At 68.7% G+C, this 24404-nt stretch carries 23 protein-coding genes; all 23 read left to right on the top strand.

Annotation, left to right across the window (positions count from 1 at the left end; all coding sequences use genetic code 11):
- The first annotated feature begins 1 nt into the window (after position 1).
- The 23 genes from SCATT_RS02585 to SCATT_RS38875 all read left to right on the top strand — a co-directional run bounded on the left by SCATT_RS02585 (position 2) and on the right by SCATT_RS38875 (position 24383).
- A complete protein-coding gene (locus SCATT_RS02585; RefSeq protein WP_014141345.1) occupies positions 2–322 on the top strand; it encodes a hypothetical protein in 321 nt (106 codons plus the stop codon).
- Positions 319–909: a hypothetical protein gene (locus SCATT_RS02580; RefSeq protein WP_014141344.1), complete on the top strand. Its 591-nt coding sequence runs from the start codon at positions 319–321 to the stop codon at positions 907–909. The genes SCATT_RS02585 and SCATT_RS02580 overlap by 4 nt, the downstream gene beginning before the upstream one ends.
- Before the next feature lie 208 nt (positions 910–1117).
- Entirely contained in the window at positions 1118–1405 is a 288-nt protein-coding gene (locus SCATT_RS02575) for a hypothetical protein (protein ID WP_041824366.1), read from the top strand.
- 63 nt (positions 1406–1468) lie between these two features.
- Complete coding sequence (gene terL, locus SCATT_RS02570) at positions 1469–2929, top strand: phage terminase large subunit (RefSeq protein ID WP_014141342.1); 1461 nt, start codon at positions 1469–1471, stop codon at positions 2927–2929.
- Positions 2930–3300: 371 nt separating this feature from the next.
- Positions 3301–5949 carry a phage portal protein gene (locus SCATT_RS02565; RefSeq protein ID WP_157894803.1) on the top strand — a complete coding sequence of 883 codons (2649 nt, stop codon included), beginning with the start codon at positions 3301–3303 and terminating at the stop codon, positions 5947–5949.
- 32 nt (positions 5950–5981) lie between these two features.
- The gene (locus SCATT_RS02560) at positions 5982–7790 is read left to right on the top strand and encodes a hypothetical protein (protein ID WP_014141339.1); all 1809 of its coding nucleotides are present in this window, start codon (positions 5982–5984) and stop codon (positions 7788–7790) included.
- 75 nt (positions 7791–7865) lie between these two features.
- Complete coding sequence (locus tag SCATT_RS02555) at positions 7866–9611, top strand: hypothetical protein (RefSeq protein ID WP_014141338.1); 1746 nt, start codon at positions 7866–7868, stop codon at positions 9609–9611.
- Between the two features lie 79 nt (positions 9612–9690).
- A complete protein-coding gene (locus tag SCATT_RS02550; RefSeq protein WP_014141337.1) occupies positions 9691–9954 on the top strand; it encodes a hypothetical protein in 264 nt (87 codons plus the stop codon).
- A gap of 277 nt (positions 9955–10231) precedes the next feature.
- Entirely contained in the window at positions 10232–10405 is a 174-nt protein-coding gene (locus SCATT_RS38435; protein ID WP_014627368.1) for a hypothetical protein, read from the top strand.
- Positions 10406–10900: 495 nt separating this feature from the next.
- Positions 10901–11821: a hypothetical protein gene (locus tag SCATT_RS02540; protein ID WP_202446592.1), complete on the top strand. Its 921-nt coding sequence runs from the start codon at positions 10901–10903 to the stop codon at positions 11819–11821.
- 83 nt (positions 11822–11904) lie between these two features.
- Positions 11905–12351 carry a hypothetical protein gene (locus SCATT_RS02535; RefSeq protein ID WP_014627366.1) on the top strand — a complete coding sequence of 149 codons (447 nt, stop codon included), beginning with the start codon at positions 11905–11907 and terminating at the stop codon, positions 12349–12351.
- A gap of 39 nt (positions 12352–12390) precedes the next feature.
- Positions 12391–12732, top strand: a complete 342-nt coding sequence (locus SCATT_RS02530; RefSeq protein ID WP_014141332.1) for a hypothetical protein — start codon at positions 12391–12393, stop codon at positions 12730–12732.
- 11 nt (positions 12733–12743) lie between these two features.
- Entirely contained in the window at positions 12744–13982 is a 1239-nt protein-coding gene (locus tag SCATT_RS02525; RefSeq protein ID WP_106433157.1) for a phage tail tube protein, read from the top strand.
- A 16-nt stretch (positions 13983–13998) separates the two neighbouring features.
- Positions 13999–14346 carry a hypothetical protein gene (locus SCATT_RS02520; RefSeq protein ID WP_014141330.1) on the top strand — a complete coding sequence of 116 codons (348 nt, stop codon included), beginning with the start codon at positions 13999–14001 and terminating at the stop codon, positions 14344–14346.
- A 225-nt stretch (positions 14347–14571) separates the two neighbouring features.
- The gene (locus tag SCATT_RS02515) at positions 14572–15015 is read left to right on the top strand and encodes a phage virion morphogenesis protein (protein ID WP_014141329.1); all 444 of its coding nucleotides are present in this window, start codon (positions 14572–14574) and stop codon (positions 15013–15015) included.
- A 61-nt stretch (positions 15016–15076) separates the two neighbouring features.
- Entirely contained in the window at positions 15077–18526 is a 3450-nt protein-coding gene (locus SCATT_RS02510; RefSeq protein ID WP_014141328.1) for a phage tail tape measure protein, read from the top strand.
- Between the two features lie 100 nt (positions 18527–18626).
- On the top strand, positions 18627–18869 hold the full coding sequence (locus SCATT_RS02505) for a hypothetical protein (protein WP_014627364.1): 243 nt from the start codon (positions 18627–18629) through the stop codon (positions 18867–18869).
- 128 nt (positions 18870–18997) lie between these two features.
- Positions 18998–22297, top strand: a complete 3300-nt coding sequence (locus SCATT_RS02500) for a hypothetical protein (RefSeq protein WP_231905026.1) — start codon at positions 18998–19000, stop codon at positions 22295–22297.
- Positions 22298–22336: 39 nt separating this feature from the next.
- Positions 22337–22879 (top strand): hypothetical protein, encoded by a 543-nt coding sequence (locus SCATT_RS02495; protein ID WP_014141325.1) that lies wholly within the window; start codon positions 22337–22339, stop codon positions 22877–22879.
- A gap of 10 nt (positions 22880–22889) precedes the next feature.
- Positions 22890–23303, top strand: a complete 414-nt coding sequence (locus SCATT_RS02490; RefSeq protein ID WP_014141324.1) for a hypothetical protein — start codon at positions 22890–22892, stop codon at positions 23301–23303.
- 81 nt (positions 23304–23384) lie between these two features.
- Positions 23385–23798 (top strand): RapZ C-terminal domain-containing protein, encoded by a 414-nt coding sequence (locus SCATT_RS02485; RefSeq protein ID WP_014141323.1) that lies wholly within the window; start codon positions 23385–23387, stop codon positions 23796–23798.
- 73 nt (positions 23799–23871) lie between these two features.
- Positions 23872–24213 (top strand): hypothetical protein, encoded by a 342-nt coding sequence (locus tag SCATT_RS02480; RefSeq protein WP_014141322.1) that lies wholly within the window; start codon positions 23872–23874, stop codon positions 24211–24213.
- Entirely contained in the window at positions 24210–24383 is a 174-nt protein-coding gene (locus tag SCATT_RS38875) for a hypothetical protein (RefSeq protein WP_014141321.1), read from the top strand. The genes SCATT_RS02480 and SCATT_RS38875 overlap by 4 nt, the downstream gene beginning before the upstream one ends.
- Positions 24384–24404: the final 21 nt, after the last annotated feature.

Genomic DNA, 24404 nt, shown 5'->3' with positions numbered 1-24404 from the left:
GATGGATGCCCGCGACCGTGAACGCGCCAGTCAAGCCCTCGCGCTGAAGCTGGCCGGAGTGGACTGGCAGACCATCGCCACCAAGCTTGGGTACCCGGATGTGGCCGACGCCGTGCTCGCCGCAGGGGAGATCGCTGACGAGCAGTACGACGGGCCGCCGCTCGACCCGGAGCGCATGCTGGAAGCCCTGCGGTATGACCGACTGCAAGCGGCCCTGTGGGGCCCGGCGATGAAGGGAGACCTGGCTGCGGTCGACCGGGTACTGACTATCGCCGACCGCCGGCAGCGCATCAAACGCCTGCACCGCCGGAGTGACGAGTGAGCCTGAAGCCGGAACAGGCCGCGGACGGCACACCCCAGTGCGGCGCCCAGAAGCGGCAGGGCGCTCCCGGTGACGTCTGCAGCCTGGTGGCGGGCTGGGGTACCGATCACGTGGGGTTCGGCCGGTGTCGCCTCCACGGTGGGAACACCCGCAACCAGCGCGCCGCAGCACGCACCGAGCAGGCCGAAGCCGAGGCCCGCGCCGTTCTCGCCGACCTGAATGTCGAGGCAGTCGCTGACCCCTTCGCAGCGCTGGCCCGGCTCGCCGGCCAGGCCGTCGCCTGGCAGGAAGCCATCAGCGGCATGGTGCAGCGCCTCGGCGACCGCATCCGGTACGAGGGAGCGGCAGGCACCGAGCAACTCCGGGCCGAGATCGCCCTGTACGAGCGGGCCATGGACCGGGCCGGACAGATCCTCGGCATGATCGCCCGGCTGAACATCGAAGACCGTATGGCACGCGTCACCGAGCGCCAGGCCGAAGCGCTGGTGTCGGCGCTCGAAGCCGGCCTCGCGGCTGCGGGGATCACCGGAGCCGCCGCCGTGGCGGCTCGCCAAGCCGCTGCCCGGCACCTGCGTTCTGTGGCGTGAAGACGGGTGCTCCGAGTGGGAGGGAGGTGTTGTGCAGCCCGACGCCGCACGAGCACTCGCCATTTGGCGAGAGGCGTTCACCCGCCAGCACCAGAGTGCTGCTACCGCGCTTCGCACCGCCTTCCCCTTGCTCGTGGACGTGCCGCCGCCGACCGGTTGCTGCCCCACACGCCTGCGCTGGGAACGGGCAGGCGTCGGATCCGGGACCGTGTGCGTAGACGATCACACCCGCGCCACCATTGAGTTCACCGGCCTCCCACACGTCGCCGGCGTCGTCTTGGACAGGCTGCTGCCGGGCCTGTTCGAAGACGCGCCCCGAGGGATCGCTCAGTCCGGCCCCGGCGAGTACTACTGGTACGACGAGGCCACCACCGCCGAGTGGACCGCCACCGTTGACCGAGACGGCCGCACCGACTGGGAGTTCGCCTACATCAGCGTCCCGGACGCCGTGATGGTCCTCGACAGCCTCCATATCGCCCTACCCACCGCCCCGTGACCCTCGGTCCCGCGCTCACCCCCTCTCACAAGCCCCTGCACCCTCGGCCAGAGGCACCTGCACATGTCCGACCTGAACGCGCTCGTGCGCGCGGCCGACCGGCTCGAAGGCCGCAATGCAGCCGCCGACCGATACCCCGCCCCCCACCACCTGGCCAAGGCCCTCGACCCACGGATCGTGGCCACGCCCGCCCTTGAACTCCTGGACGCCAACTTGATGGACGTCGCCGCCGGTCGCTGCCGGCGGCTGATCTGGACGATGCCTCCCCAGGAAGGCAAGTCACAGCGTGTCTCCCGGGCCTTTCCGGCGTGGATGTTGTCGCGGAACCCGGACCTACGCGTCGCCATCGCGAGCTACGAGCAGCGCACCGCGATGCGCTGGGGACGCGCGATCCGCAACGACATCAGGTCCCACCCCGATGCCCTCGGGTTGTACATCCGAGGCGACACCTCCAGCGCGCAGGAATGGCAGCTCCGGGACCACATCGGTGGCGTGTACAGCGTCGGCGTGGCCGGTGCGCTGACGAGCCGCCCGGTCGACGTACTGATCATCGACGACCCGATCAAGGACCGCGCCCAGGCCGAGTCCGCAGTGTTCCGCGAGCGGGTGTGGGACTTCTGGACCGATACCGCTCGCACACGCCTTGCCCCCGAGGCGGTGGTGATCGTCGTCCTCACCCGCTGGCACGAAGACGACCTCGCCGGGAGACTGCTCGCCCAGGACACCCGCGGTGACTGGCGGCACATCAACATCCCGGCACAGGCTGAGAGCGACGACGACCCGCTCGGCCGCGCCCCCGGTGAGTACCTGCTGTCAGCGCGGGGCCGGACCATCAAGGACTGGGAGGACACCAAGCAGGACGTTGGCGCCCGCACGTGGAATGCCTTGTACCAAGGGCGCCCGGCGCCGGCCGAAGGGGGGCTGTTCAAGCGCGCACACTGGCAGTGGTACACCGCGCTACGGGCAGAGCGCCGCCCGGACGGCACCTGGTGGGTACCCGCGGCCCACCAGGTCATCCAGTCGTGGGACATGACCTTCAAGGACTCCGCGAAAGCCGACTTCGTAGTCGGACAAGTGTGGGCGAAGATCGGCGCGCAGGTGTTCTTGCTGGACCAGGTCCGCGACCGCCTCGACTTCCCCGCCGCATGTCGCGCCGTGGAAGCTCTCTCGGCGAAGTGGCCCCAGAGCCACGCCAAGCTCGTCGAAGACAAAGCCAACGGGCCCGCCATCGTCGCTCAATTGCGCGCCACCGTGCCCGGCCTGATCCCGGTGAACCCGGCAGGCAGCAAGTACGCGCGCGCCTCCGCCGTCGCCCCCTTCGTGGAAGCTGGGAACGTCCACCTGCCGGCCCCCGACCTCGCCCCGTGGATCGCGGAGTACGTCGAGGAGACCGCCTCCTTCCCGAACGCCCCCCACGACGACCAGGTGGACGCCACCAGCCAGGCGCTGCTGTACCTCCTGGGTAGCCAGAACGGCGCCGCGCAGGCCATGGACTGGCTGCGCGACTACCGGCCCGGTACCTGACCTGCCAAGGAGCTCAAGTGATCTACTTTCTGGCGCCTCGCTGTAGCCACCGCCGTAACCGCCCGACGTTCCGGGCGCTGCTGTGCCGGGCCTGTCCCGAGGCCGGCGGTTGGTGTGGCCGTGGCTGGGTCGCCAACAGCGCTCAAGAGCTGGCCGAGCACTGGACTGTCCGTGACGCTCACGAAGCCCTGTGCATGGGACCTGGTACGGCCGCGTACCTGCGCACCGCTGTCGCCGAGGCACAGCGCCGTACCAGACGGGCGGTCCGTGCCTGATCTCCCCGCCTACCACCGGGCTGTCATCGACGGGAAGGAGACATGGTGCCCCGCCGTAACCGCAACCGTCACCGCCCCCGGCGTACCCCGGCGGACATGACGAAAACCCAGGTGCCCGGCGTCGGCGCGGGCGCCCAGGTCTACACCGCCGCCCAAGTAGCGGCGATGCTGAACTCCATCAGCGCCTCACCACAGATCCCCGGTGGCTTCAACCCGCTGCCACGCACCGACCCGCAGGTGGCCTTCGGACCCGGCCTGCCTCTGATCCCGGCGCAGATCGACCCGGTACGCCAGGACACTGGCCGGCCTGAGCCCCGCTTCAACGAGTATCCGGTCAGCGCCAACCTGCCGGGCATCACCGATCGACTGGTGCCCTGGAAGGTGCTGCGTGACGCCGCCGCAGCAGGGGGCATCGCACGGCGGTGCATCGAGATCCGCAAGGCCGACATCGCCACCCTTGAGTGGGCCATCACCATCACCAAGTCGGCCATCGCCCAAGCCGAGGCCGACCACCCGTCAATGGCCCGCGCAGACATCGAGGCAGACCTGCGTAAGCGCCTGTCCCCGGAGATCGCACGGTGCACCGCGTTCTGGGAGCAGCCGGACCCCGGGCAGGACGAAGAGTGGCCGGACTGGATCGGCAAGCTGCTGGAAGAGCACCTGGTCCTCGACGCTGTGGCGATCTACCCACGCCGGACCTACGGCGGCGACCTGTACGCGCTGGAAATCCTGGACGGCTCCACCATCAAGGTACTCCGGGACTACCGTGGGGGCCGGCCCGTACCACCGCAGCCTGCCTTCCAACAGCACCTGTGGGGGTTCCCCCGAGGGGAATATGTGGCGGACGTGGACCCAGACGGGGCCGTACCCGACGGGTACAGCGCCGACCAGCTGATCTACAAGCGGCGCAACGTCCGCGCGTTCACACCCTACGGGTACAGCGCAGTCGAGCAGGCCCTTGAGGACCTGGATGTTTGGCTGCGACGACGCCAGTGGATCCGCGCCGAGTTCACCGATGGTGCGATCCCGGCCGGAGTGCTGCGGAACACAGCGGCGAACGGCTGGACCCCACAGCAGGTCCTTGAGTACGAAACCGCACTCAACGATGCCTGGAGTGGACAGACGCTGGAGCGGCACCGCCTACGGATCCTGCCCCCGGGCTTCGAGCTGGAGTCCATGGCCGACGTCGCCGAGAAGTACCGCCCTGAGTACGACCTGTTCCTCCTCAAGCAGCTGGCCAGCCACTTCGCCACAACCATCGCGGAGCTGAACTTCACCGAACCGGGCGGCCTCGGTTCGTCCGGCTACCACGAGGGCCAGGCAGACATCAAGGAGCGGTCGGCAACCATGCCGACCTACCGGTGGATCCAGAACTTGGTCACCCAGATCAGCCGCCGGCACCTCGGCATGGCGCCGGAGCTGGAATTCCGGATCCTCGGACTGGAGAGCGAGGACGAGGCAGCGGCGGACATGGTCGCCCAGAGCCGCGTGCAGTGGGGCCGGATGACGCTCAACGAAGACCGAGACCGGCTCGGGCTGCCCCGCTACGCCTTCCCCGAGGCCGACATGCCGATGCTGATGACCACCCGCGGCGTGGTCTTCCTCGAGGGCGCTTCCGAAGTCGCCGAACCGGGCGAACTCATCGGACCGGTTCAGGCACCACCCCAGGACGACGCCGACGCCGACGGGGAGCTGGACGCCCCCTACGGCCCCGACACCGATATCAGCAACCCGGCCACAAGTGGCAGCGACGACGACAGCGAACAAACCGCGGCCAAGAAGAGCCAGGAACTGGCGGCGTACCGCCGCTGGATCCGCCGCAACGCCACCCCTGCCCGGCCCTTCCGCTTCGCGTACCTCACGAAAGCCGACGCTCCGGAACTTGACGGCGCCCCGGTCATCTTCGCCGCTCCTGGAGGTGATGACCGCCCAAAAGCCGGTGACCCCAGCCCGGTGTGGCCGGGCTGGGACCGCGACGAGGCCACCGCCGCAGTGTGGCAGCCCAGGATCGTCCGCCACCTGATGGCCGCGGTGCCCGCCGATGCGCTGGCGGAGCGGTGGCTCGCTCGTGAGCTGGTCAAGACTGACACGACCGACCGGACCGACCCCGGCCAGGACGGGGCTGACAGCGACGAGTGGGCCGCCACGCTCGCCGCCGCATTCCTCACCAGTGAGGGCATCGATCTCACCGGGATCCTCGCGCCCCTGCTCAACGACCTGTGGACGGAAGGGTGGGCGATTGGGCATGCGGCAGCCCGAGCCATCATGTCCGGACGCGCCAAGGCCCTCTACGGTTGGGCCGTCGGTGATGCCGCCGACGCTGCCCGTGGCCTCACAGCAGCCACACGTATGGCTCTGGCCGTGTTCCGGCAGCAGTCCGCACCCCTCGTCCGCAGCATCGCCGCCGGCCGTCTCGCCGCGCTCGGCCGTGTCCTTGGCGGCGCGCGAGCGGGGCACCAGACGGCAGCCCAACTCGCCGAGGCTCTGCGCGACCTGCTGCGTGACCGTTCCTGGGCCGCCATGACCGCCATGACCGAGGTGGCCCGAGCCGTGCTCGCCGCTGCCGTGGACGCCTATCGCACCGGCCAGGTCAACGCCTGCGACTGGGCCATCGAACCCGGCGCCTGCCCAGCCTGCGTCGCCAACCACCAAGCCGGTCCGCTGCCGCTCGGCGCTGTCTGGCCCACGGGCGACACCCAGCCGCCCGCGCACCCCAGGTGCAGGTGCGCTCTCGTCCCGGCCTGACACTGCACCCCGATGGAAGGAGGGTCTTCGGTATGTCCGTCAGCTACGTCTGGGCACCCATCACCAAGGCCGAGAGACGCGATGACGGGACGCTCATCGTCTACGGACCGGCCGCCACCAGCGCCCTCGACCGCGACCAGCAGCGCCTCGACAGCGCATGGCTCGACACCGCGATGCCCCGCTGGATGGCCGAAGGCGGCGCCGTCCGCGAACAGCACGACGCCAAACGCGCGGTAGGCGTCGGTGTGGGCCTGTCGAAAGGCGACGACGGCGCCCACCACATCGCCGCGCACATCGTGGACCCGGTGGCGGTCAAGAAAGTGGAAGCCAAGGTGCTGCGGGGCTTCAGCGTCGGTATCAAGAACCCCGTCGTGGAGATGGGCAAAACCGATGCACCCAACGGTCTGATCACCGGCGGCGAAGTCATCGAGGTGTCCGTCGTTGACCGGCCGGCCAATCCGGAGTGTCTGTTCGAGCTGGCCAAGGCCGACGAAGCCGGCGGTGGCCTGGCCCCGGTGGAGGACGCCCAGGTCATCACCCGGTCGGACACCTACGGGATCCCGGCGGAGCTGTACAACCGGCTCGCTGCGCCCGTCAAGGACGCGCTGGCGACGCTGGCGGGCACAGGCGCCCGCATCGGTGCAGAGGTGGTCAAGACCGACGAGTCCGCGACGCCGCTGATCGTCAACGTCTCCGTGCACCCTGAGGCGGCCAAAGCCGACCTGTCCGCCGCTGGGCGCCGCCAAGCAGCCGCGTCCGGCGCAGCCATGTCCGACGGCTCCTACCCCATCCGCTCCAAGGCCGAGCTGCGCAAGGCGATCCGCGCGGTCGGCCGGGGTGGAAGCGACCACGACGCCATCAGGAAGCACATCATCACCCGGGCCAAGGCCCTTGGACTGGAGGGCATGGTGCCCGAGAACTGGAACCCCGACGGCAGCCTCAAGGCCGACCCCGATACCACGAAGGCCGACACCAGCCCACACGAACAGCTCGCGGAGACAGCAGAGACGATCTTGCGAGACGTGCGCAGTCTCGTCCCCGAATTGGCCAAGGCCGACGACGGTGACGAGTCCGAGGGCGGCGAGGAGGAGTCCGGCGACATCTCCGGCGCCGAGCAGGCGATCGCCCTGATCGCCAAGCTCATCGTCAGCGAGGCCGAGAGCCTGGCCATGGGCAACCTCAACGAGGCGTACGACATCGCCACCCTCCTCGACGCGGTACGGGCCCTCCGGTGGTTCAAATGCTCGGAGGAATCCGAGCAGACCGGCGAGACCATGAACCTGACCGATCAGCCGCATACTCCCAAGGCAGACGAGCCGACCACCACACCAGTCGAGCCGTCTGCCACCGAACCTCCGGACGAAACCACCGAGGGCGCCCCGGACCCGGAGCCCGCCGCAGATCGCACGCTGATGACACGCGCTGACATCGAGGCCGGCATCCGCGAGGCGGTCAACGCCGCCCTGGCCGAGCTGCTCCCCGACACTCCTCCTGCTCCGGCCTCCGAGCCGGAGCCCGTCACCAAAGCCGACATCACCGACATGGTCAAGACCGCCCTGGCAGAGGCCAAGGCCGCCCGACAGAGCGCACAGGCGCTGGAGGCGGACCTGGCGAAGGCCACCGGCGACCTGGAAGCCATCAAGCAGCTGCCGATGCCCGGCGGCCCCGTGCTGACCCGCACCGCGGGACAGCAGGCCGCAGCGGTAGCCAGCGACGCCGCGGCGCTACGCACCCAGGCCGAGGAACTGCTGCGCAAGGCCGACTCCATGCCGCCCAACTCCGTTCTCGCCAACGGTTACCGCGCCCGCGCTCGGGACCTGCTGAACAAGGCCGCTGCCTGAGCCGTCGGCCCATCCGCCCAGACCTTCCCTCTTCGCCCCGCTGCGGCGGGGCGGCCTGCTGAAAGGAGCAGAGCTGTGGCTCTGCCTTCGAACACCGAGATCATGTTCGGCGGCACTCCCGATGCCGCGCGCCTGTCGGACGCCGAGGTATCGATCCGCTTCGACGAGCTGATGAAGTCGATCGACGCGGCCCCGACCAGAGCCTTGAGCAAGGAAGAGATCGTCACCAGCTTCGGCGCAGGCCAGGCGATCAACTTCCAGGGCAGCCAGCCGACCACCGCGTACGAGGCACTGACCAAGGCCATCACCCCGGACATCGCCAAGAACCTGTCACCGGACGCCCTGGCTTCCGTACAGGAGACCCTGGACGCCCTCAAGGCACAGACCCCGGATCTGGTCAAGGACCTCAACCTGACCAGCCCCCTGCCCACCGGTCTGGTCGCCTTCGACCTTGAGGCCCCGGCCAAGCTCCTCGCGCCCCGGCCGACGCCGCTGCGTAACCGCATCCCGCGCGGCAGGGGCATCGGCACCTCGCACCGGATCAAGGTGATCTCCGGGTACACCGGTACCGGTACCGGCGGCGTCGGTAACATCCACCCCGGCATCCAGGACACCACCCAGAACAACTTCGCCCCGTCCGGGTCGAGCAACGCCCTGTACTACGCCCGTGGCCCGAAGATTTCCTACGCCGGGTACGACCAGACCTTCGCCTACAGCCAGTTCAGCATGTCGGACGAGGTGACCTGGTCCGCCCAGTACGCCGGCCAGGGGTACCAGGACATCCGCCAACTGTCCCGCACCAGCCTGCTGTACGCCTCCATGCTGATGGAGGAGCGCATGCTGCTGATGGGCCGCGGCACCCAGACGGGATTCGCCGGCGCCATGCCCGCCCCCACCGGCCTGACCGCGACTGCGCAGACTCCGGCTGCCGGCCAGACCGCACTGACCGGCGCCCAGGGCTCCACGCCCACCATCTACGTCAAGGTAACCGCGGACGCGGGCGCCTTCGGTGAATCCGCGCCGACCGCCGCGGTGTCGGTGGCGGTGGCGGCCGGACAGAACGTGATCCTCCAGCTCACCGACTCAGCGCAGGCCCTCGGCTACAACGTGTACGTGTCCACCGGCACCACCGACCCCGGTGACACCGCACGGCATTTCATGCTGCGCGTGCCCGGGCTCAACGCCGCCGGGCAGATTGTCCTCCAAGGGGCTCTGCCCACCTCCGGCAAGCTCGTTCCGACCGGCGACACCTCCGCCTACCAGGCCGGGTATGACGGCATCCTCCCGTGGTGCATGGGCCCGCAGTCCGGCTACAACGCCAAGATCAACGGAGCCTGGAGCAGCACCAACCCGGGCATCGAGCTCCAGAACGCCTTCGTGTCGCTGTACAACTCCGTGAAGGCCGACCCCGACCGGGTCCTGTTCAACGGCGCCGACCGCAAGACCTTGTCGGACACCTTGAAGTCCGGGTCCAACACCAACTACCAGATGCGCATCACCCAGGACGAGATCACCGGGGTCACCCTCGGCGACGTGGCCGTAGCCGTGATCAACGAGGTCACCGGCAAGCGCGTCGAGATGGAAGTGCACCCGTGGATGCCGCAGGGCGTCGCGCCGATCCTGTCGGACACCCTGCCCATCCCCGACACCCAGGTCAGCAACGTCTGGCAGGTCTTCAACGTCCAGGACTTCATGGGGATCGACTGGCCCGTCACGCAGTTCGCCTACGAGTCGTCGAGCTACTGGTACGGCACCTTCGTGTGCTACGCCCCAGCCTGGAACGGCTGCATCTCCGGCATCAGCTACGCGGGCCAGCCCTGACCGGCTGGTGGGCCCCGGGCCCGGCCAGCGCCGGGGCCCACGCAGTTCCCTCTGCCCCCTCACTCCGGAAGGAGGACCTGTGGCACGCCTGGCCATGCCCGACGGCGCGGTGACCGGTATCGAAGTCGCAGGCGCCCGGACCGGCCGCGTCACCCGCTACACGGGTCGCATCGTGGATGTGGACAACCCGCGCCACGCACGTGCACTGCGCGCGATGGGCGCCTTCACGGTGAACATCGGCGGCCGGACCCGCTCAGGCGGCTACCGCTGCCCCGAATGCGGGTTTGCCGCCTACCTGAAGACCTGTAGCCGCTGCGGCGGTACCTGCACCCGGGAGGCATGATGCCGCCGCGCACACGCAAGACCCCCATCCTTGAATCCGCCAACCCGAACGAACCCGAGACGACGACCCCCCTCGCTGCCACGATCGACCCAGCCGCTTCCGAGCCCGCTGCTGCTGAGCAGACCCTTGCCGCACCGGCGCCCGACCGATGGGTGCAGGTCGGCGGGGAGCCCACCCACTCCTTCTGCCAGATCTGCCTTCCCGCTGGGCCCCCAGAAGGCGTCGGCGTCATCGGCTGCGCCCATTCCCAGTGGGTACGCGTGCGAGGGGAGGCGTAATGCCGGTCATCGTGCAGACCCCCAACGCCCGTGAGCCGCGGCGTGAGTACGCCGCCGATGACCTGGACGTAGACGACTCGGGCACCCTCGTGCTGTCCCGTGGTGACGGCCGCGACGAGCAGACGATCGCGCTCTTTGCCCCCGGAGCTTGGCTGGCCGCCGAGCGGACGTGATCAGGTGTCGTGGCACCACCGACGCGGCAGCCATGACCACCGCCACTACCACCTCAAGCACAAACGCCATGCACAGCGGCGTGCCCGCCTCCGCCGCCCTCAGCACCGTAAGCGGTCGAAGCACATCCACGCCAGGCACACGCGCCGCCACCACCACCCGAGGCACAAACCCCGCATAAAGCCCCGTAGTCGACACAACTGGCGTCGTCGCCACCACTTGAGGCACAAGCAGCACAACGAACGCCATACCAAGCACCGACACCTACGGCACGGCCACGGCAGTATCCAACGCCGCCGCACGGCCACCCGCAGCCCTCGGGAGCATGGCCGTCATCAGCACCGCGCCGTCCGACACGGCCGTCTCGGCACGCACTTCGGACCACGACACCACCAACTCAAGCTGAGGTTCGGACCGCGTCGTCGCCAGCACAACAGCCGCTTCGGGCCGCGCTACCGCGTCCACCGCGCCCGGGCGCCTCACCACCGCCGCCACCGATGACCGAGCAGAGAGGAGGTGCGCCGGTGGCGCTGGCCCCCTACGTGTCCACCGCGGCGTTCACCGCCCACCCGACGTACCTGGACCTGGACGACCTACGCGTCGGCGACTCCACCCCAGGGGACCAGACCGCAGAGCTGTACAACATCCTGCTCATGGCCACCGAATGGGCCGACAACTACGCAGAGCAGCCATTGGGCGCCCACATCGTGGTGCAGCGCGGCCGTTCCCGCACCGACCGGTACGGCCGGCTGCACATCCACCTGCAAGACCGGCCGTACATCGCGGCCGGGACCATCGCCTACGGATACACGCCCACCGCACTGACCACCGTGGCCGGGCAACAGGTGTGGGAAGAGAACAACAACCTGCTCGTACCCATCGCCGGTGCATCCGGCCCCTGGGCCGGCACTCTCCAGATCGGGTACCCGGCCGCAGGGCAGGAGGTATTCGTGGAGGCCGCCTACGCCGCAGGGTGGGTAGCCACCCAGACCACCGGGACCACACCGGCCGGTGCCACCACCTTGACGCTGTCCGACCCAACCGGAATCCAGCCCGGGGGCACCTACCGGATCTGGGAGCCCGGTGCCGAGGAGAACGTCACCGTCTCCCCGAGCTGGACGCCGCCGCCGATCAGCGCCACCCCCACCACGCCGGTGGCCACCGCCGTGCCCCTGACCGCCCCCACCCAGTGGGCTCACACCGCTGCACAGGACGTCACCAACATGCCTGCCGACCTGCGGCTGGCCGTCATCAACTACGCCGTGTCCCAGCTGCTGCGCCCCGACACCGCGGCTGAGGACTCCTACCCCGACACCCACATGGCCGTCGGCACCCGGCAAGGCGACACCCGGCAGGACGGTTCCGGCCTGGTCACCGAAGCCGAGCGCATCATCGAGAAGTACCGGCGGGTCCGGTGAGCGTACAAACCGCCCTCGACGGCATCTGCCGATACCTCGGCGGGCCATACGACCCCGCTACCCGCACCTACCGGACAGCGCAGGTGAAAGGGGTTGGCGTCGTCCGCCGGGCGTTCGCCAAGCGAGACGACCACGCCGACTACTTCCACGGCATGCCGACCGCTACGCGTACCGGCTGCCAGCTGATCGTCACCATCTACCACCAAGAGGAGTTCCGCATCGCCCTCGGCGGCGAGCACTCCGGCCAGAAGCAACGGAACTTCGAGGTGGAACTGGCCTGCTACATCCGCTCCCGCACACCTCATGCCGAGGACGCCCAAGACGACGTGTACGCCCTGCAAGACGCGCTCCTGGAGCACCTGCGAGCAGACCGCACCCTCGGCAGCGCGGTATTCCAGGCCGGCGAGCACATGACCCACGGCAACGCCGCCATCCGTATCGAATACGGCCAACCGGAGTCGCGCGCCGAGCTGACCAAGAGCTTCATGTCCGTCCAGTTCAGCGCCTGCGAAATCGTTCCCCAGGCGTAGCCGGGCACTGCCCGGCCTGCCAGCTCCCGGGAGGTACCCATGCCCACCGCGAAGGACGCCAAGCCGGCGAACACGTCACCGCCGGATACCGCCCCCGAAGCCACCATCACCGCCACCGACGTGCCCGAACCCGTCCCAGCCACCGAACCACCGGCCCCGAAGCCCACGCCGCCGGGACGGCTCGCACCCGGGGTGTACGCCTACACCGCCCCCTACACCACCGTGTACCTCGACGTCCCCCTGACCGCTCACCCGGCCACCGGTACCACTCCAGCGACGGTCTTCAACTGGGCCGCCGGCGCCCCGGACGACGGCAGGTGGGAACCCACCGCCAGCCCACCGAACCAGCAGGCCGACAACGTGCTGCCCGGAGAGGAGTGACAGCCGTGGTCATGACCTACGCTCCGGCGAAGCAGTACCTGCTGATCGGGCCGGAGACAACCCAAGGCCAGCCCGTCACCGGCGCATTCACCGTGCTGGTCGACAGCCTCAAGCCCAAGGACACCCCCAAGTGGCTGGAGGACAAGTCCTGGCGCGGCTCCATGGGTACCGAAGCCTTCGCCGAGATCCAAGGCGTCAAGGCGTCCGAGTTCGACGTCGGCGGGCCCGTCTACGCCGACAGCCTCCCGTTCTTCCTCCGTAACATCCTCGGAGACCTCGCGGTCACCGGCACCCCGACAGGATCCGGCGCCACCACACTCGCTACCGCAGCAGCCGCCGGGGCGACCAGCATCCAGACCGCCGCCAGCATCCCCGCGGGCACGCTCGTGCAGATCGGTACCGGGCCGACAGCAGAGTGCGTCACGACCGGTACCCCGGCCGGCTCCGGCCCCTACACCATCCCCATCACCTCACCAGCCGGGGGACTGGCGTACCAGCACGCTTCCGCACAGGCCGTCACGCCCGTCACCGGCCCGTACACCTACGCCTGGTCTCTGCTGAACTCCGGCAGCGGGCAACCCGTCAGCCACACTCTGACGCACTACCTCGGCCCCACGGCCACGACTGGCGCACGCCAGTACCCCGGCGCCAGCCTGTCCGAGCTCGTCCTCCAGTTCAACGCCGAGTCCGAGCTGCTCAAGTGGACCGGCAAGGGCTCCGCCTGGCCCTCGGTCCCGGCGACCACCCTTCCGCCTGCGAACCCGACCAGCACTTTGCCGATCGCCTCATGGCGAACCACCGTCGGCATCGGCGGGCCAGCGGCCGGCGGCACGCTGGTGAACACCGTCACCGACGGCGAAGTGACGATCAAGCGCGAGCTGGGGGTGTACTACACCACCACCGGCGTCCCGACGCCCTACGTCATCCAGCGGGGCGGCTTGTCCGTCGAGGGCAAGCTGAACTTCGGGGCGGTCTCGGATGAGTCAGCTCTGCTGTACATGCTGAACAACACCCAGCCGCAGGTGCAGATCATCAGTTCCAACGGCCTGTCCGGGGCCAGCCTCTGCGTGGTCCAGCTCGACATGCAAATCGCCGCGTTCACCACGGCGGAAGCGGAAACGAGCAAGACCGCTGTCGGCTACCAGGACGAGTTCAAGGCCCTGTTCAACACCAGCAACGCGGGCGGCTCTGGCGGCATGTCCCCGATCCGGGTCTCCGTCACCAACAACGTCCCGCCGAACACCTACTGACCAGGAAGGCCCCTTCATGGCTGAGCGTCACACCCTGCCATCCGGCGCGTGGGTGGAACTGCGTGACTGGCGCGAACTGCGCCGTGGCGACAAGAAGCGCGCGCTGTCCGACGTCACCGACACCACGAGACCGGTCGCGGCGGGCTACGAACTCGCCGACGCGCTCCTGACGATTCTCATCACCGCCTGGTCCTACCAACTCCCCTTGCCTTCCGCATCGCCGGAGTCCCTGGACCTGTTGCCCATCGAGGACGACCAGCCGCTGATGGACCTTGTTCTGCCCGCCATCCAGGGGCTGGTGCCGACGTCCGTCGACACCGAGGACGCCGATCCGGCATCCCCTTCCGTGCCTTCCGCCGCATAGCCGCGCGGTGGAGGGGTGAACCGATTCCCGGCGCTCACCCGTGGACGCTGGAGGAGGAGGCTGCTGGCTACCTGTGGTACGCCGAGCGGTACCACTGGACTCCTGAGCAGGTAGACGCCCTGCCGTGGTGGCTGGAGGCCCGCCTGCCAGCCCTGGCCCGCCTCCACGACGAGGTGGAAGCCTACGTCCAGGAGCAGCAGATGAAACAGGCCCAGAGGTGACCGGGTGCCGTCATCGTTCACGGGCCTGTCCGAGGCCATCGCCGGACTTACGGCGATGGCCGCCCGACTCGACGAGGCCACCGGCGAAGCGCTGAGCACGGCGCAGTCCGTTGTCGCCGGCCGGGCCCGAGCCCACCTCTCCCGCTACTCCCACCAGCCCGACACCCCAACTCCCTCGCCACCAGGGCAGCCCCCGGCGCTCGTCACCGGGCGCCTGCGCGGCTCGTTCGACCTGGCCGGGCCCACCAGCGAGGGAACCGGCGTCTGGACGTCGGTGATGGGCCCGAACACCGCGTACGCCCGTATCCAGGAACTCGGCGGTACTGCTGGCCACGGTGCGGTCCTGCCCGCCCGGCCCTACCTGCGGCCGACCGCCGATGAGGCCATGCACGACCCCCACATCACCGGGATCTTCGCACGCGCCTGGAGTGCGGCTCTCGGTCTGTGACACCAGCACTGATCACACCCTCTGGGGAACGCCCCCGGCCTGCTGACGGAGGGGGTGTGCCATGCCGCAGCTTCCCCCCATCGGGATCGAGTTCACCGCCAACGCCGCCGAGGCACTCAAGACGCTCCAGCAGCTTGCCAAGACGCTGACGACCGTCGGAGAAGCTGCGCTCCTCGCCACCGAGGGACTGGATACCGCCACCGCATCCCTACAGGCGGCAGCGGAGCCGCTGTCCGCCGTCGCGGACGCTTCGCAAGCAGCCAAGACCGGCATGCAGGGGTTCGCTCGCGCGACCCGCACGGTGGGGCAGGCAGCCGACACCGCGGCCGTCGCCACCGACGAGGCGATGACCACGATCACCGCCGCCGCCGAGCGCATGGCCGAGACCGTCACCACCTCCGCTGAGGCCACCGCCACGGCGATGGCGTCGCTGGACGAAGACGCCACCGCGGTGGGAGCCGCATTCGTGGCCGGCAGTGACGAAGCCGCGGCGGCACTGGCCCGGCTCACCGAGGCGGCCAAGGTGGCAGCGGCCTCGATGGAGAAGGTCGCCGCTACCTCCAAGACGACCGCTGGGGAGTCGGCGGCCAGCGCTGACGTGCTGGGCGCCAAGTGGCTCGGCCTGGCGCCAGTGTTCGAGAAGGTCGCCAAGTGGGGCAGCATCGGCCTGGCCGGTGTGGGCATCGAGTCGGTGCGGATGGCCAGCAAGTTCCAGACCGCCACGACCCAGCTCGTCACCTCCGCCGGTGAGCTGGAACAGAACCTCGATCTGGTCCGCTCGGGGCTTCTGAAGATGTCTGGCCAGGTCGGTGTTTCCGCCACCGACCTGGCCAAGGCCATGTACTACATCGAGGCCGCCGGCTACCACGCCGCTGACGGCTTGACCGTCGTCAAAGCCGCAGCCCAGGGTGCGGCAGCCGAAGGCGCCGACACCACGACCGTCGCCAAGGCCCTGACGGACGTGCTGGTCGACTACCACCTGAAGGCGTCGGCCGCAGCGGACGTCACCTCAAAGATGATCACCGCCGTCGCTCACGGCAAAACGAACCTGCAGGAGTTCTCCGGCGCCTTCGCCAGCATCGTGCCTGCCGCGAGCGCGGCCGGAATCTCGTTCCAGGACGTGCTGTCGGCGCTCGCGCAGATGACCAACCACGGGTTCACGGCGACTCGCGCCAGCCAGAACCTGGCACAGGCCCTACGGAGCCTGCTGAACCCCACACGCCCGATGTTGGACGCCTTCAAGCAGTTCGGCGTCGACGCTGACGTCCTCAAGGAGAAGCTGCACGGCCCCAACGGCCTGACGGACGCGATGGAGTACCTGTCGCAGGCAGCGGCAAAGGGCGGGAAGGAAGGCACCACCGAGTTCGCCGCCGCGCTCAAGCGCCTGATGGGCACTGCCCCCGGTGCCAACGCGGCGCTGGCCACGGTCGGCGAGAACTACAAGGCCACTGCGGAAACGATATCCGCCGTCGGGAAGAGCACCACCGAGGCCGGCAACAAGGTCCTCGGGTTCGCGCTCGTGCAGCAGTCCCTTGGGCAGCAAGTCAAGCAGCTTCGCGCCGGCTTCGACGCGCTGATGATCCGCCTCGGTACTGCGCTGATCCCACAGGTGTCCCGCTTCATCACCCTGCTGGAATCCCGCGGCAAGCCAGTGGTCGAGGGGTTCTCGAAGGCCATCTCCGGTATCACCTCCGGGTTCTCGGGCCAGGCCCCCAGACAGCAGGGCAAGCGCGGCGGGCAGGAGGGGCAGCAGGCACCGCAAGTGAGCGGCTGGGAGCGCGTCGGCCAGCAGCTTCGCGCGGTTGCAAACGACTTCACCGCTTTCGGCCGCCAGGCGGCGCAGGCCATGCGGAACGTAGCATCCGCAGCTGCTCCGGTGCTGGCGGTAGTCGGTGGCGCGCTGCTCGGTGCGCTACGGGTACTCGGCGGGATCCTCGCCAATGTCGTCGGACCGGCTCTGAAGGGCTTCTCCGAGTTCCTGGCCAAGAACCAGGGCTTGGTCAAGACCTTCGGCGAGGTCATCCTCGGCGGCCTGGCGGCCAAGCTGACGGTGATCGGCGGCATCAAGGCCGCGACCGGTATCACGAGCCTGGCCACGAACATCGTGAGGTTCCCGGTCAAGCAGATCGACGCTGTGGCCGGTGCGTTCAAGGGCTTGAAGGAAGCAGGAACGGGCCTGATGGAGGCAGGCCGCGCCATCAAGGCGCTCGCCACCTCAGAGCAACTGGCCGCCGTCGCCTCACGAGTCATGGCCGGCGCGCAGGCCGTCCTCAACGCGGTCATGGACGCCAACCCGATCGTGCTGGTCGTGGTGGCCATCGCCGCGCTGGTCGCCGGGCTGATCTACGCCTACAACCACTTCTCCTGGTTCCGCAACATCGTCGACACGGTCTTCCACGCGGTTGGACAGGCAGCACTGGCTGTATGGCACACCATGGTGACTGCCTGGAACGGCGTCATCGGTGCCGTAGAAGCCGTCTGGCATGCGATCGAGACTGCTTGGAACGCCGTTGCCAGAGTTACCAGCACTGTCTGGAACGCCATCGTTGGATTTTTCAAAAAATGGTGGCCATTGCTGCTGGTGATTTTCGCGCCGCCGATCGCCGCACTGCTGGCCATCTGGAACCATTTCCATACCGAGATCATGGCCGTCGTTCATGCGGTGTGGAACGCGGTGTCGTCATTCCTCAAGGTGCTGTGGGATGGGATCAAAGCCGTCGCCTCTGTGGTGTGGGCTGCGATCAAGGCCGTGATCGTCGAGCCGATCCAGGCCACCTGGCACGTCCTCCAGCAGGTGTGGAACTCCGTTTCACACTGGCTCGGCGGCCAGTGGCAGGGCATCAAATCGGTGGCCTCCACAGTGTGGAACGGCATCAAGTCCGCAATCATCAACCCGCTCGAAAGCGCCTGGCACACCATCACCGGCACGGTCGGGCGGATCGCTGACACCATCGGCCATGGCCTCCAGTCGGCCTGGAACGCTGTATCCAATATAGGATCGAAATTCCTGAGTATCGGCGCGAACATCATAGACGGAATTGTTCAGGGTGTTGAGAATGCCGCCGGTTCTCTTTTTCGCTCTTTGAAGAACCTCGCCGGTGATGCTTTGAAGGCAGCCAAGGACTTCCTCGGCATCAGTTCACCGTCGCGTGCCTTCGCTCAGGACGTCGGCCAGTGGATCCCGGCCGGTGTCGGCATGGGCGTCACCCAGAACACCCAGGCAGCGATACACGCGGTCCGGCGCATGGCCGTGGCCACCCTGCAAGCCGGCAACGCCGCTGCGTTCGGCGGCCCGGCGGCCATGGCTACCTCGGCCGGGTACGCCGGCCCCGCCCTCGGCGCCAGCTTCGGGCAGGTCAACCTGATGCCGGAATACCCCAACCAGCCCATCGTCCACATCCACGTCCGTGGGTCGGTGTTGGCCGAGCGGGACCTGCGGGACACCGTGCAGACAGAGCTACTGCGGCTGGGTGCGCGGAACTCCCAGACCTGGCCCGCCTACAGGCGGTAGTCCCCAGTCTCCGCAGCGAGCAGCGACCGCGAGCACGAGCGCAGCAAGCCTGCCCATCCCCCCGCCGCAACGGGGCGACCCGACCTTCAGGAGGCCCGAAGTGACCCAGCCCCGCCGGTTCCATCTTCAACGCGACACCGACATCACCGGAGCATCAGGCACCGGCCGCGTCGCCGACGGCGTCCTCTGGCCCGATGGAACCGCGTCCGTCCGCTGGCGAGGCCCCCGTCCCTCCGTCGTCTTCTGGGGCGGGGGCATCGCCGATGCCGAGTCCGTCCACGGCCACGGCGGGTACACCCGCATCGTCTGGGACGACCCCGAACCACACCTACTCGATGCCTGAGAAGGGACGGTCAGGTGGCGAATCCACTGCTCTCGACGCTGCGAGACCCGTTCACCGTGCCTGTCGACACTGCGGTGTGGAACGCCTCCACCCCGGGCCAGTACACCGCCTACCCCACCGAGGGCTGCGTGGCCGTCACCGTTCCCACCACGGCAGGCGCCACCAACAACCTGGGAGCCGCAGGCCCGTACAACGCCACCAACTCCGCGGTGACGGCACGGCTCACTGCCGCTCCCAACGGCAACGGCGGCGTACAGACCGCACTACGCCTGGACGCCGGCAGCGGCAACGCTGTCCTGGCCCAGGTCGCCTCCGGTGGTGCGTTCACCGTGCAGGTGCTCAGCAGTGGCATCATCACCGCCAGCGCCACGCTGCCGACCTACAACCCGGACACCCACCGGTACTGGCGCCTCGCCGAGGACAGCGGCACCTTCACCTTCTCCACCAGCGCAGACGGCTACACCTGGACCTCCGTGGCGACCGTCTCCTACGCCTGGACAGCGACCGCCGTCGGCGTGTACTTCCAAGTCACGGCCACCGACACCGAGCCGCCCGGTATGGCCGCGGTCATCTCCCACGTCAACACCCCCCTCGGCGCCCCCTACAACGCCGCCTGGCCCCGAGTCGAGGAAGCGTGGGGCCCGTACTGGAACTGCCGCGGTGGCGACCTGCCGCAAGACCGGTACGTGGACCTATCAGACCGCACCCGCCGCGCCACCTCCACCGCCCGGGGCCGCCAGTACGAGCTGGACCAGATCCGCGCGGGCGAAGCGTCGCTGGAGCTGGCCGACCCCGACGGGGGCCTCGACCCAACCAACCGCACCGGGCCCTACTCCGGCCACATCGCCCCCTACCAGCCGTACCGGAAGCGGGCCGCGTGGCCGCCGACGCGGAACCTCCTCACCCAGACGCAGGCCACTGGAGGCGACCTCGGCGGGCAACAGCTCGGCCCGATCGACTCCAGCAGGACAGGCCCGGCGATCCTCACCCAGACTGACGCCAGCGGCGGCAGTTTCGTCGCCACCGCCTCGGCTTGGCGCGGTGGGACCGTCATGCAGTTCAGCGTGACCTCCGCAGCGAAGACCGGCCAGTGGATCATGTGGACCTGCCAGACCGCGGTCGAGCCTGGGCAGACGTACACCACCACCATCCAGGTCCGGAACATCACAGCCGGCACCACTGTCGCAGTGCAGCCGGCCTACTTCTTCTGGGACGTCACCGCAGGATCTGGCACCACCTACTCCGTTGCCCCAACCACCCTGACCGGCGCCTCAACTGCCGGGTGGACGCCACTGTCGGCTACCGTCACCGCACCGGCCAACGCGGCCTACATGTCCGTAGGCGTACAGGCAGCCGCCGCACCATCAGCCGCATGCTTCGTGCAGATGGACGACTGGATGCTCAACACCGGTGCGACAGTGTGCCCCTGGGAGTGCCCCGGCAACTGGGAACCGATCTACGCCGGGTACATGGAACGGTGGTCGACGCAGTGGGAGCTGTCCGGTACCTACGGCATCGTCAGCCCCGCGGGCGTCGATGCGATGGCGTTGCTGTCGCAGGTCGTTCTCCAGGAGACCATCACCGAGGAGGTACAGCAGCACCACGCGCGGTTCCTGTACACCCTAGGAGACCCGCAGACCTCAACGGCGGCTGCCGACGCCCTCGGCGGCAACCCGAGTGCCCCGGTCGCGGAGGGAGCCCTGGGCGGCGGCACCGTGGCCTTCGGTACCTCGATCACCGCGTTGTCTCCCCAGGGCACCTTCGCCGGTGCCACCGGCACCGTCGTGAACATCAGCAACCTGAGTCCTGGGAGCAGCATCAACGCCGGAGCCAGCTTCCTGGACTTGGGCCAGGCCGGCATCACCGGACCGGCTACCCTCTCGTGGACCCGCATGATCGCGTTCCGGTTCACGGCCGCGAACAACCCGTCGTCCGTATCCACGATGTGGGGCTGCATCGGCAAGGTCTACGTCACCCGCCTGCACACCTATCTGGCATTCCAGATCAATGCCTCCGGAGCATTCCAGCTCAACGTCAACGGCATCACCTCCCAAGGCGCTTACGCCGTGCCGGGGAACGCAGCCGACGGCAACTGGCACCTGGCCATTGTTTCCTGGGACAACGCCACACCTCAGCTCGCCATCAACCTCGATGGTCAGACAACCGTTTGGACCGGTGGGTTGCTGTCGAACAGCAACCCGGCCGGACTACTGGTCAGCGACACCATCGGAGCGTTCGCCGACCCCGGGAACGGTTACCTTTCCTCCGGTAACTGGCAAGGAGACCTTGCCTTCGCCGGGGAGTTCCCCACCGCGCTGTCAACCTCCGACATGAACACCATTTACACAGCGTGGCGGACAGCGTTCGCCGGAGAACCGAGCGGAGTGCGGTACCAGCGCATCCTGAGCTACGCCGGCTACCAGGGCCTGGCACAGGTGCAGACGGGGCTCACTACATCGATCGGCCCCGCCCGGCTCGCCGGGGAGGACGCCCTGTCGTGCCTCCAGAGCGTCGTTGATACGGAGAACGGTGAGCACTTCGCTGACCGAGCCGGAACCATCACGTTCCGCGCCCGTTCCGCCCGGTACAACTCGATCAACCCTGCCTACACGTTCGGGGAACGAGCGGAGATGGGGGAGTGGCCGTACACCGACTGCCAGCTCGACTACGACCCGACCCACCTGGCGAACCTCGTCACCGTCACCCAGACCAGCACGGGACAGGTCTGCGCCGTCCAGGACACCACCAGCCAGGCCGCGTACTTCCCGCGCACCCTGACGCGCAGCATCGACCCCACCTCGCCACTGGAATGCCTCGACGCGGCCAACTACCTTCTGTCCCGCTACAAGACCCCCCTGACACGCGTCAGCACGCTGGTTCTCGATCCATCGGCGAACCCCGCCCTGTGGCCGGTGTGCCTCAGCCTGGAACTGGGCATGCGGATCCGCATCAACCGTCGACCACCCGGCGCTGCCCCCATCACCCTGGATGTCTTCATCGAACGCATCCAGGTGGACATGCGCGACGACGGCGAAGCCACCTGGAGGCTCCAGTGCTCACCCGCGGACCCGGCGCCCTACGCCCTGTTCGCATCGCTCCACACCACCCTGGCCACGGCAACCACCGCACCAACCAGCACCATCACGATCACAGCCACCACGGACACCACCAACCCGGCCGCCGCCCAACTGGGCGCCGGCCAGCAACTCGTCCTCGGGCTGGGCACACCCACCGCCGAGACCGTCACCGTCAAAGCCGTTGGCGCCACCAGCCCCGGATGGACCACGGCCGCCATCGTCCTGACCGGCCCCACGAGCAAGGCACACGCAGCCGGTGACACGGTGTGCGAGCCGCTGCCCGCCGGCGTCAACGACCCCGCCACATGGGACAAGGTGGCCCGGTTCGACACCGCGGTCTTCTGCTACTGACCCGGACACCCCGTGCCCAACGACAGGGAAGGAGGACCTGTGGGACTCGCCCCGCCAGTCATCGCCACCCAAGCCCCGGGCAACTTCATCACCGGGGCCCTGTGGAACAGCCAAGTCGCCAACGGACTCACGTTCCTCCTCGGCCCGCCGGTGTTCGTCGGAGTCCAGGGCGCAGCGACACAAAGCCTGGCCAACACCGCCACCACGGCCATCAACCTGGACACCAACGTGATCGACTTCTACGGCGGCCACAGCACCAGCTTCTCCACCTCCCGTTACGTCTGCCAGCAACCCGGGTACTACACCGTTTCCGGAACGGTCGTCTACACCGCCAACGCCACCGGCATGCGCGGCGCCCACGCGTGCGTCAACGGAGCCAGCAACCCCATCCAGGGCTGCGCCGCACAGGTCCCCGCCGGCCCCACCTACAACACCGCCGTGGCACTGCCCGCGCGAGACGTCTACCTCAACCAGGGCGACTACGTGGAAATCTACGGCTGGCAGTCCTCCGGCGGCACCCTGTCCACCCAGTATGCCGCCGACCAGGCCAGCATGCTCTACCTGCGTTTCTCCCACAGCTGAGGAGCCGCCCATGACTCACACCTGCGCACGCTGCGGCGCCCCCTCCGCGGTGCAGTGGCTGCGCCGCCCCACTCCCGGGGAGCACACCGCGATCAACGCCACCGCAGCGCAGCGCCGCGCCGAGATACTGGAACTCGCCGACCCCGACCGGCCCCCGCCGATCGGCCCCGGGCTTACCGAGGCCACCGACCACACCGTGGCCGTCTACGCGTGCTCGACCCACACCATCACCCTCGACCTGGCCACCCGGATCCACGCAAGCACCTGCACCGCCCCGCACGAGAGTGATCTGCCGCAGTGCGACTGCACACCCGAGCCACCCCCCAAGCCGCAACCGCGACCAGGCGACCCCGGGACCATGGTTACCCTGCCCACCGGATGGGTCGTCCCCGCCCCTGCGGAGCGCGCCCCGTCCGGCCCGTAAAAAGGGGGCGCGGCAAAGAGGAAACAGGAAACTTCGAAGACCCTCTACCGCGCGCGCCCGGCACCCGAAATGCTCAAACCCATGACCCCTCACCACACCGCGTCGGCGAAGGTCGTCGTCCGGTCCATCGGCACGCGCCATCCCGACGCGATCGGCCTGCTTCGGTCCGGTCTGTACTTCGACCTCGGACACCTGCGCAACCCGCACGCCGACCGCATCATGCGCTACAAGACGGGTTTGTCCGAGGACGTTCGCGCACACGTCCTCAGCACTCCGGGCGCCACGCATCTCGCTGTGCAGATCGCGGAAGCCGCCAAGGCACAGCTGTACAGCTTCGCCAACCGCAACCAGGACCCCGTGACCGTGACCCTAGCGTGCAGCGGAGGCCGTCACCGCTCCGTGGTCATGGCTGAGCAGGTAGCTGAGTACCTGGACATAGACGACGTTCCCGCCGCAGTAGAGCACCTGCACATCCACGCCTCCGTCATCGAATAGCACCGTTCCTCCGTCCTCATCACTCTCGCCCCGTGCCGAACGGCACGGGGCATCTTCATGCCCGGGGAGGGCCATGGACCGAATCCGCGCCTTCAACGAGCGCTTGGCCGACTGGATCACCGCCGCGCTGTCGTCCATGTGGGCCGCCTACCTGTTCACAGGGCTCGCTCTGGTCTCGCTGCCGCAGGCCCTCGCCGGAGGCATCGCCCCCACGGTGACATGGACCGCGCAGACCTTCATCCAGCTCGTGGCCCTCGCCGTCCTCGGCGCCGGGCAGGACAAGCAGACCCGCAGATGGGCCGCCACCCTCCGCGAAACCCACGACGCGGTGCTCCAGCAACTGGAAGGCGTCACCGAACTGGTTGCCGCCCTGCACGCCAAGCACGACGCCGTGCACAGCCCGGAGCCGTCATGACGACCGTGGTCACCGGTCTGTCGATCACCGCAGCCGTAATCGGCGTACTGGCTGCCGCCATCAAGGCAGGCCGCTGGATCACCTCGGTCGAGAACCGCCTGACGCGCCTCCAGCGCGACGTCACACGCCTGGGCCGGGCCGTGTCGATGCGAGACCACCCCGAGCCGTAACCCCACCGCACCCGCCCCGGA

The sequence above is a fragment of the Streptantibioticus cattleyicolor NRRL 8057 = DSM 46488 genome (assembly GCF_000240165.1).
GTDB classification, from domain to species: domain Bacteria; phylum Actinomycetota; class Actinomycetes; order Streptomycetales; family Streptomycetaceae; genus Streptantibioticus; species Streptantibioticus cattleyicolor.
The sequence above is the reverse complement of the archived record's forward strand: the minus strand, read 5'-3'. Positions and strand labels throughout refer to the sequence as shown.